This window comes from Hylemonella sp. GW821-FHT12C09 (assembly GCF_058807395.1).
This window is the reverse complement of record NZ_JBXAQQ010000006.1, coordinates 233,742-244,412: the sequence shown is the minus strand read 5'-3', so window position 1 is coordinate 244,412 and position 10,671 is coordinate 233,742. Positions and strand designations below refer to the sequence as shown.

The window sequence follows — 10,671 nt, the reverse complement described above, 5'->3', positions numbered from 1 at the left end:
AGAGGTCCAATCTGGCGGTCTGCGGCTGCAGCGCCTGGTTGTCCCAGAAGGGCAGGTCGAACTGCATCGCCAGCCAGCCCGCGGCTTCGCGCGGGTGCATCTGATGCGCCTCGGCCAGCAGATCCACCAAGGGGCGGCCGCTGGCATGTGCTCGCGCGCGCAGGCCCTGCAGTCCTTCCAGGGTGGGTGCCGCCACCGCATCTGCCATCAGATGCTCCCCGCCAGATCAAAAATAGGCATATAGAGCAGCACCACGATGACCCCAATCACCAGGCCGATGGCCGCCATCAGGATGGGCTCAAACGCCTTGCTGAACTGCTCGATCCAGCGCGTGGTTTCGGTGTCGTAAAACGCTGCCGTGCGCCCCAGCATCTGGCCCATCTGCCCCGTCTGCTCACCTACCCTCAGCATGCGCAGCGAGACCGGCGTAGCCAAGCCCTGGCGCTCCAGGGAACCGGAAAGACTTTCGCCCTGACCTACAGCCAGGCGCGCGGCCTGCAAGCGGCCTACTGTGTCCTGCGGCAAAACCGCCTCACACAACTGAATGGCCCGCATGATGGGTATGCCGCCATCAAGCAGCATACCCAGCGTGAGGTACAGGCGCGTCAGTGTCAGGATTTCAAGCCGTTGCCGCACGCCGGGCAGCACCCGTAGCAAGCGGCTCCACTGGCCCGTGCGCAGCAAACGGCGTGCACCCCAGACCACGGCCACCACGACAGCCGCCAAACCGGCCACAAGCCAGAGCGCATAGTTAGCGGCGAACTGCCCCCAGGCCAGCAAGACCTGTGAAGCCCAGGGCAGGCTGCGCCCGCCGCCCTGGTAAACCGAGGCAAAACGCGGCACCACATAACCCAGCAAAAACAGCGCCACAGCCAGGCCCACAGTAAAGAGTATGGAAGGGTAGATGGCCGCACTGACCACTTTGTGCTTCAGGGTGCGCAACCGGGTTTCATAAGACACATAACGTTCCAGCGCACGCGGCAGGTCGCTGGTGCCTTCGGCCGCTTGCACCACCCCCACAAAGAGCGGCGGGAAAACGTCGCTCTGCTGCGCCAGGGCCTGTGAGAGACGCTGCCCCTGCTGTAAGGCATCACGCAGGCGCTGCAGCACGGCCCGCAAATAGGCTTGGGCCGCTCGCTCCAGCAAGGCGTCTAGTGCCTCCACCACGCTCAGGCCAGCGCTCACCAGGGCCAGCAGTTCCTGGGCGAACAACAGCAGGTCAAAGGGTTTGCTGCGCGGCGCGGGCAGCCAGGCCCTTCCGACCACAGCCTTGAGCGAGAGCAGCGCCAAGCCGCGTGCCTGCACCAGGGTTTGCGCATGCGCAGCGTCCAAGGCCTCCAACTCGAAGGCCTCGATCTGCTGCTGTGCGCTGAGCGCCCGCACGTCGAACTTCATGGCGGCGCCCCTCGCGCCCCGTCAATGGTTGCTGACGTCGGCCGCATCACCCGTACCTCCGGGCTGGCCGTCCTTGCCGTAGCTCAGCAGATCGAAGTCACCCTTGCTGCCCGGGCTCGTGTAGAGATAGGGCTTGCCCCAGGGGTCGGGCGGGGCGGCTTTTTCGAGATATGGGCCGTTCCACTTGGCGGCGCGTACGCTGTCCGCGGGGCGGTTCACCAAGGCGCCCAGACCTTCCTCTGAACTGGGATAGCTGCCAGTGTCGATGCGATAGGCACCGAGGGCACGGCTGAAGGCTTCGATCTGGGATTTGGCAACAGCTTGCTCGGATTTGCCGAGTTGGCCGAAGTATTTGGGGCCAACGTAGGCGGCCAGGAGGCCGATGATGGCGACGACGACCAGTAGCTCCAGTAACGTGAAGCCATGTTTGAATCGCATCGACTTATTCATCAAATTATTCATCAAAAAAACATGCCCACTATTTTCAACCTATGTGTCTCTAAGCAATAACAGCTTAATAGGCCTACACGGCCCAACGATTATCTATTCACCTAGCCCGACACTCCAGAATAAACACGCAACCCGCGTCGTCCAGAGAGATATCCTCCCGGCCATCGCCTCGGGCCGTCAGGTAGTGCCGCGCACCGTGCAACTCCGGTCTTAGTGGTCGGGACATGATTTCACGCTGGTTGAATATTTAAATGAACAAAAGGCAAGACCTGACCCCAGGATTTCTCGCCCGGATCTCTCGTGACGGTCTTGCCGTCGTCACTGACGGTGCCCAGGTCGGCCATCAGACTGACCACTGTATATCCTTTGGCAAGTTGAACGCATCACTAACAACGCGAATCCCCATCTCCCATTGAGATGCAAGCTTCTTAGCACGTCGCGCATCGCTCAACTCGTAAAGCAACTCGGTGAACGGCATACATCGCGGACGATCTGACTCATCACCTATAAACCAAGTGCGAGACCATGGAAACCAGAACCAGCCGAATATCTTCAACCCACGACATTCACTTGTCACGGCGTAGCGCCCGATCAACCCGATAGTGCGAACTTTTATTTGGATAGCATCTTCGATCACACGAAACTTGAGATTAGGGGTCTCGACTTGAATGTCGCCGCCGATTGCTCGTGCAATCCAAGTTTCGTTTAACCGAAAAACGTGCGGTACATCAATAATCCACCCATTCTGTTGTCGAAATGAATATATTCCGCCCCCATCAGCTACAAGTTTTGTTTGAGGCACAAGCGAATCACTGATCCGTGTCAGCACCCCCGAGCTCGAATCCATAACATAGAATTCATCAGAACGATCTGTCTGCCCTACACCAACAGGACGCATCAGAATTGGGCGCAGTGAATTACTTGGCAGGACAGTCACAATTTCCTCCAAGAGCGGAACCAACTTTTCCGCCCAATGTCGCTGCACCTGGCGCAGTCAATCCCAAGTCATATCGCCAATTGCTGCGTGCAAAAGAATCAATAGGATCGCGCACCTTTTCAAAAGGTATATCCCGCTTCGACAAAAAATCGCGAATCGGTTTGAAAAGCCTGTAGTCACTCCGTACCTGCGATCTCAACGCGTATGCGCCCTCTTTGGTCATTGTCTGGGCCATAGGCTTCAGTGCCGCAAGTGTTGCCTTGTATCCAAGCCGTCCCCCAAGAGACATTGACGAAACCGCCGAAATAGCCACATCGCCCCAATCGACGCAACTGAAATTGCCACCGTTCTTATACAGTTGCACAGCAAGATCAAGCCCTCCACCGAAAAGCGCACCGATTCCCATCGCAACTACGGGGATGATTTCTCCAGTCGGGTCCGTATACGTCACAGGATTCCCCTCCACATACCCCGTAAAGTTCACCCCTGCCTCCAACCCCAGTGGATCGTCGGAGATGAATACTTTTCTCACTGGATCGTAATATCGTGCCCTGTAAAAATACAACCCCGTCTGATTGTCATTCTCCCGCGACGTGTACTGGGTCGGATTGTTTGTCACATCCGGCCCCACCGTGCTTGATTCCCCATACGGGCTGTAGGCATAGCTGTTCTGCAAGTTGGCACTGTTGTCATCCGCCAACTGCGCAACCACGCTGTTCAGCACGTCGGCAATGTAGATGCGGCTGAGTGCTGCATCCTTCTGCCCCGACGTATTGATCGCCACTCTGGCGATGGTCTCATCTAAGTTCAATCCAGTCAGCAGCCGATGGCTTAGCTTGCCGTCTCGAATTTCACCCAAAGCCTGAGCTCCTTCGTAAAGGTATTGGACGGTACTGGTCCGGCCACCCTGAGAAACTGCGTTTTGCACCCTGCGCCCAAACGCGTCATAGCCATAACTGGCCGTCAGCAGGTTGTTTCCCCCTGCCCCATTTTGCTCAATCCGAATCAGCCGATTGCTGGCATCCCAGACATAAAGCGTCTGCTCACTGGTGTCCCCCGCATTCTGCTTCTGCACCAGATTGCCATTGGCGTCATACGTCAGATTCCAGGTCTTGCTCGTCCCGCCCAGGTTCAGCGTGATGGCTGTCATGCGGTTGGCCGCATCGAAAGTGGCCGTCATGGGCGTTTCGCTCTGCCCCGTGCCATTGGCGTTGAGCGTGGTCCGGGCGGTACGGCGGCCATTGGCGTCGTACTCGTAGTCGATCTGCTCGATGAGCTGCTCGCCCGCCGTGCTTGCACCTTTGAGGTACTTGATCTGGCTCAGGCGGTCCAGGCTGTCGTAGCCATAGGCCTGGGTGATCAGGTCCGGGGTATTGCCGGCCTGGACCTTGCGTGCGCTCAAGCGACCGGCAGCGTCATAGCTGTAATTAGTGCTGTGGTCCTGCCCACCAATGTTGGTAGTGTGGCCCAGCAGGCGGTCGGCGTTGTCCCAGCGGTAGGTGGTGACCTCTGGCGCGGCAATGCCCGTACCGCTCAGGGTACGACGGGTCATCCGGCCCAGGCTGTCGTACTGGTAGGCCAGGGTGTGGCTGCCGGCGGCCGTGGTGGCCGTGGTCTGAAGGGTGCGGTCTATGGCATCGTAGACATAGCTATTGACGCTGCTGGCATCACGCACCTCGCTGAGGCGGCCCGTGGCATCGTACTGGTAGCTGACTGTGCGGTCCGGCAGCTCCAGGCTGGCCAGCTGGCCGCGCTCGTTATAGGCCAGAGTACTCACCTGGCCCTTGCGGTTGGTGACCTTGCTCAGGCGGCCCGCGGCGTCGTATTCATAGGTCTCGCTCTGGTTGAGCGCGTCGGTCTTGCTGGTCAAGCGACCCTTGGTATCGTAGCCGTAGCGTTCGATCTGCACGCCTGCGGCGTTGGTCACTGCCGTGACACGGCCGGCACTGTCATAACTCAGGCCGGTGTTCTGCTGCAGCGGGTCGGTGGCCTGAGTGGTCTGATCCAGGGTGTTGTACTGCAGGCTGCCGCTGTAGCCCAGGGCGTCGGTGTTGCCCGTCACGCGGCCCAGCGCATCCGTGCCCATGCGGGTCTCGTTGCCCTGGGCGTCGGTGATCTGCGCCAGATCACCGGCGATGTTATAGCCCAGGCTGACCTTGCGCTGACTGGGCGCGATACTGCTGGCCACTCCGGACTGCACCATGGGGATGCTGCCCACATTGACCTGGGCTGGCGCTACCGCCTGGCTGATCAGCCCCTGGGCGTTGTAGCTCAGGCTGCCTTGCAGGCCCACCGGGTTAGTCTCATTGGTCAAACGGCCCGCATTGTCATAAGCGCTGCTGGTGAAGACCGGTGTGTAGCTGAGGTTCACTCCGCCTTGGGTACTGGGCACGCCCAACAGGAAGCGCGTGACCTGCACGGGCTTGTTGAAGGTGGGGTCGTACATGGCCTCGATGCGCTGGCCCAGGGCGTCCACCACGGCCGTGAGGTTACCCACCGCGTCGTATTCGTACCTGGTTTCACGGCCCAGCGGGTCGATGGTTTTGGTCTTCTGCTGCTTGGCGTCGTAGACGAACTGGGTGCGCTGGCCCAGCGGATCAATGGCTTCTGTGGCCAAGCCGCGGGCGTTGAACTTGCTGCGGCGCACTTGGCCATCGGGTTGGGTGACGATGACTTCCTGCACCGTACCGCCGAAGAAGCGCCAGCCCGCTGCGCGGGTTTCTTCGGACTCCACATCCGGGCACGTACCCGCCAGGGAAGGGGTGATGGTGTTCCCACTGCTGGGGGCCAAAGTCCGCGTGGCCAGGGATTGGCCAGCACGGCAGGTGTAGTCCCAGGTGCGGCTAGTGCCGCCAGCAGGCTCCAAACCACCACTCAGCACCTTGACCACACAGGCCCCCGTGCGCCGGTAAGCGAACTTCCAGGTTTCGCCCGTGGAGGTGGTCTGCTTGACGACACGGTCTGTCCCGTAGGTGTTGACGGTGGGCGTATCCGAATCCGGGTAGAGGATGGAGCTGATGACGCGCATGCTCGAAGGCATGAGGTCTGCAGAACATGCCGTTTGCGCCACACCTGTGTCCGTGTTGGTGTAGGTGGGCACTGGCTGGTAGTTGTATTGTGTGACGCGGCTGGCTGCGTCCGTGACCTTGCTGACGCGGCCCTCGCTCGTGTACTCGTAGTCCACACGGCGGCCCGTGTGATCTGTGATGCGAGACACAAAGTTATTGGCCCCGTAGCTCATGCTCAGGCCACGGCTGGCTAGCCCGGTGATGGACAGGATGCGCCCATTGCTCTGACGGCTGATGTTGGTGGTGTTTCCGCTGGTGTCGATGATCTTGGTTACGAAGAGCGGCGGGCCGCCACGGATAACCCCCGTAATGCCAGCAAAGGGTTCGAACTGCCAACGGGTACCGTCCTTGAGCACGAACTCCCAGTTACTACCGGAAAGCGCACGCGCATAAGCGCCAGCGTAACGGGTGTCGTCCACGGGACGGTACTTGCCCGTGCCGTCATCCACCAGATTGACGTAAATGCCGCCAGGCATGACCACGCGCTTCTGCGCACCGCTCATGGGCCAGAAACTGATGTCGTAGCCCATGGTCCAGCCGTAACCAAAGCTGGTGATGGTGCCGGCGCGGTTGTCGAAAGCGTCCACGGGGTTGTAGCGCATGCCCATGTCAATGGGCGTCACGCCGCCGATGGACAAACCACTGTGCTGCTTGGCCATCTCCTGGCCGGTGAACAAGTCCACTGGATTGCCGGCCGTACCCGCGGCCTGGGCCTGCCCATCACAGGTTGGGCATGGCTGCGGCGGCTTGGGTACCGGCGGGCAACTTAGGCTGAACAGGCCACACACCCCGCAGAAGCGCGGGATGCCCACGCCCGGATCGCTGGTGACGGTCTTGCCATCGGCACTCACAGTGCCCAGGCCGGCCATCTTCCAGTCGCCGGTGCCGCCCATGGGCGAGCCATCAAACCACCAGATCTCGACCTTCTCGCCCGGGTCTTTCTCGGCCACGTTGGGCAACGTCACGGGAATGGGAGTGCTGGGGATGCCGCCCATGGGCGTGCCGAAGTAGAGCTGATAGGCCTCTTTCATGGGGAAAGGCGGCGCACCGACGGGCAGCTTGTCGGGGTCGATCTTCTGCACGGCGATGCGCGTTTTCTTCACCCCGTCCCAGCCGGTGATGGTGGCACCCGCTGGCAAAGTGATGGCGAAGCCGGGGAAGCGCTCGTCGGTGATCTGCTGGTCTTGCGTGGCGTTGTTGATGGGCTTGAACAGCGCATCGGCCGGCGGCGGCTGGAGGATCCAGTCCGACATGGTGAGCAGCTCGTTGGCTGCCAGGGTCACGTTATAGGGCCAGATGGGATAAAGCGAATTGGCCGGCGTGGCGTCGAAACGCAGGGTGGTCACACCGCTGGACAGGCCCGTCAGCGTGAAGTTGCCGCCGGCGTCGGTGACCACCTGGTTGGTGGTGATGTCCTGGCGCACGATGATGCCGGCAATACCCGCTCCGGAGGGCGTGATGAAACGGCCCTTGACGCCGGTGACGTTGTCCTTGGTCACCACCCGGACAGCCACCTGGCTCTCGCGCACCCAAGGCAGACCGTTAAGGGTGGCTTCAGCGCGGACAGTGACGGTAGCCTGGCTCAGCGCGGCAGAGCTGTCGGCCAGCAAGGTGAGCCTGCCAGTCTGGTAGGCGCTAAGCGCGGGTGGATCAAACTGGGCGGTCACGCCCGCGGGCAAGCCGTTGGCGCTGAGTCGGGCCAGACCCTGGTAGGCATTGGTGCCGGTGCTGGCCATGTTCAGCACCAGGCTGGCGCTGGAACCCTGGATCACGTCAACCGTGGACGGGCTGACCTGGAAGCTGAAGTCCTGCGCACGGATCACCGTGAAAACCGGGCTTTGGGCCGAGCCCAGGCTGTTGCTCACGGTGATGGGACCGCTTTGGGCGGTTTCGGGCACGAGGACCTTGAGCTCGATGGCCGTGCCGGACTGCACGATGGCTGGCACATTGCCCGCGAAGGCCACCGTGTTGGCGTTGGCCGGCGAGGCAAAGCCCTCACCGGTGAGCGTAACCACACTGCCCACCGTACCGCTGGTGGGCGTGATGCCGCTGATGACAATGGCCGTGGCCACAGGCGGCGTGGCGGTAAAGCTGAGCTGCCCCGGCGCAAACGGTACGGCCGAGGCGCTGAGCGCCACGGTACCGGCGCTCGTGGCCTGGACATTGAAAGTCACGCTGGTCAACCCCGGGTTGATGGTGACGCTGGACGGGTGCTGCAATGCCGCCGTGCCGCTGCTGTTGAGATTGACGGTGTAGGGCGTGGCACCGGCGGCATAGGGCGCGGTAATGCTGACGGCCACCGTTTCACCCACCACCAGGTTGGTCTTGGCAGCCGACATGGCCAGGGGAGCCGGGCTGCCTACGGTCACGCTGGCCTGGCCGACCACCGCGCTGGGCGTGGGATTACCGTAGGTGGGCGCCACGGTCTGGCTTGCGCTGAGCACGGTAGTGCCCTGCGCCAGGGCCGTGACACGGCCCTGGGCGCTGACAGTGGCCAGGCCTGAATCTGCGATGGACCAGCTGGTGTTGGCGTCCATGCCGATGTCGCGCGTGCTGCCATCGGAATAGGTGCCCATGGCCTGCACTTCGGCGCTCTGGCCCGGCGTGAGGCTCAGGCTGGCGGGCGTGAGCGTGATGCCGGTGATTTCGGGCGCCACCACATTGACCACGACCTGGGCCGTGCTGCCGTTGAGGCTGGCCACCACGGTGGACTGGCCTAGCACGATCGCGGTCATGGGCACATCAATGGCCAGCACACCCGCAGGCACGGTCACCTGGCTGGGTAGGCCCAGCGCAGCGGTGTTGCTGTTGCTCAGGCTGACGATGGCAGGTTCCTGCGCCGCGCGGTCCAGCGTGAGACGCAACTGCCCCAGCTTGCCCTTGGGCAAATCTTGGCTGGCTGGCAACAGGCTGGACAGGACAGGCGGCGGCAAGGTGATGGTGACCGGTACCGACTGGCTTGTGCCGTTGAGGCTGACAGTGAGCTGTGTGCCCCCCGCAGCGAGTGCCTGGACACTCAGCTCTGCCTCGATCTGTCCAGCAGGAATCAGCAGAGTCTCGGGCACCTGCAGCAGGGCCGGGTTGGCCACTGCCAGGTCGACCGTGACGTCTTCTGTCTGTACAGCATTGAGGCGCACAGTGACCGCACCGCTGGCGCCTTGCTGCAGGCTCAGGGGACTGGGCAAGACAGACGCGATGGCAGCAGGTTGCGGGGTGACGACGACCGTGACACTCTGACTCGTGCCGTTGAGGCTGGCCATCACCTGGGCCTGGCCCACGGCCAGCGCACTGACCTGGAACTCGACCTGGTTCACTCCGGCCGGCACGAGGACGGTGGCTGGCACCTGCACCGTACCGGCTGGCTGGGCGGAGAGCGCCACCGTGGTGACACTGCTTTGTGCGCTGTTGAGCTGCACAGTCAGCGTGCCGCTGGCGCCGACGATGAGGGTGCTGCTCGCGGGTGTGAGCGCCGCCACGGCGGCCGGCACCGGCGTGACCTGCACGGCCGCTTCCACCGTGCTGCCACCCAGCGTGGCAGCCACCAGGGTGTTGCCCACTTCGAGTGCATTGACGTTGAAGCTGGCCTGCATGGCCCCGGCCGGAACGGTGACACTGGCGGGAATGCTGATGACGCCACCGGTGCGCGCCTGCAGGGCGACCACCGTATCGGTGCCCTGTGCTGCCGAAAGCTGCACGCTGAGTTGGGCTGTGCTGCCCTTTTGCAGCACGCTGGTGGCGGGCAGCAGCGAGGTGACGGAGACGGCGGACGGCACGATGCGCACGATGGCAAACGCGCGCGAAGCACGCGGCGTCCCCGGCAAAGTTGCCGTGACGTAGGCCAGGCCCGTGGCTTGGCCTTGCACCGAGAAGTTGGCGGTGGTCTGCCCGGCCGGAACAGTGACATTGGCCGGCACGCCGAGCTTGGCCGCATCCGAGCTGGCCAGAGTCACCGTGGTGTCCTGCTGCTGGCTGGGCGCAATGCGCAATTGCAACTGGCCGCTGGCACCTTGCTGAACGGCGCTGTAGATGGGGCGCAGCGACACAACACGCGGCGGCACTGGAGAGACGTTGACGGCCACACTGCGCGAGCTGCCGTTGAGGCTGGCGGTCAGCGTGGTCTGTCCGACCCCCTTGCCGCGCACGGGGATGGCCACCTGGGATTGCCCGGCTCCGTAGGCCACACTGCCGGCGACGGTGGCTATGTTGTCGTTGGCGCTGCTTAACGTCACGGCACCGGCCACGGATGGGGTGGGACTGAGCGTCGCCGACAGTACCCCGCTCTTGCCATTGGTCAGCTCCAGCGGATTGGGGGTCAGTCCGCTGAGCGTAGAAGGCACCACGGGGATCTGGCCTACCTGGATCTGGTAGTTGATGCGCACCGGTGCGGTGCCATTGACCTTGACCAGGATGAGATTGAGCACGCCGGTGCGCAGCGATACGCTTTTCTGGAAAGTGGGGATGGGTGCACCCTGCGCCGTGAAAACGTTGCTGGTGCTGACGACTTTCTGGAAGTTGACCCAGATTTCGACAGAGGCGCTCTTGCCGCTGGGCCACTGCGCCGAATTGTTGTTGACGGAGATGTAGAAAGGACCGCTGACATTGCGGCCGACAGCAAAGCTATCGATATCAGCAAAATTGGCTGCGCCCAGACCCGTAGGCGTGATGGATGCGCTCTGTGAGCCATAAATCGTGGTCTGCGCTGCAACCTGGGATGCCCCGAGCAGGAGCAATACCGCCGCCCAGCCTTGCAGCCGACGCAGCAGCGCCCGCACATTACTGCTTGTGATCCACGACATATCGCGCCTATCCCTGAGTGTGAAG

The 10,671-nt window shown here is 62.3% G+C and carries 5 protein-coding genes; all 5 read right to left on the bottom strand.

Annotated features, from left to right (window positions below; genetic code table 11):
- The coding region (locus AC1RRP_RS12155) for a hypothetical protein (RefSeq protein WP_493036504.1) at positions 1-208 on the bottom strand (208 nt) is incomplete at its 3' end.
- Complete coding sequence (locus AC1RRP_RS12150) at positions 208-1,395, bottom strand: type II secretion system F family protein (RefSeq protein WP_493036502.1); 1,188 nt, start codon at positions 1,393-1,395, stop codon at positions 208-210. The genes AC1RRP_RS12155 and AC1RRP_RS12150, both read right to left, overlap by 1 nt.
- A gap of 21 nt (positions 1,396-1,416) precedes the next feature.
- The gene (gspG, locus tag AC1RRP_RS12145; protein WP_493036500.1) at positions 1,417-1,833 is read right to left on the bottom strand and encodes a type II secretion system major pseudopilin GspG; all 417 of its coding nucleotides are present in this window, start codon (positions 1,831-1,833) and stop codon (positions 1,417-1,419) included.
- 355 nt (positions 1,834-2,188) lie between these two features.
- Entirely contained in the window at positions 2,189-2,782 is a 594-nt protein-coding gene (locus tag AC1RRP_RS12140; protein ID WP_493036498.1) for a hypothetical protein, read from the bottom strand.
- Positions 2,763-10,646, bottom strand: a complete 7,884-nt coding sequence (locus AC1RRP_RS12135) for an RHS repeat-associated core domain-containing protein (RefSeq protein ID WP_493036496.1) — start codon at positions 10,644-10,646, stop codon at positions 2,763-2,765. The genes AC1RRP_RS12140 and AC1RRP_RS12135 overlap by 20 nt, the downstream gene beginning before the upstream one ends.
- Positions 10,647-10,671 lie beyond the last annotated feature (25 nt).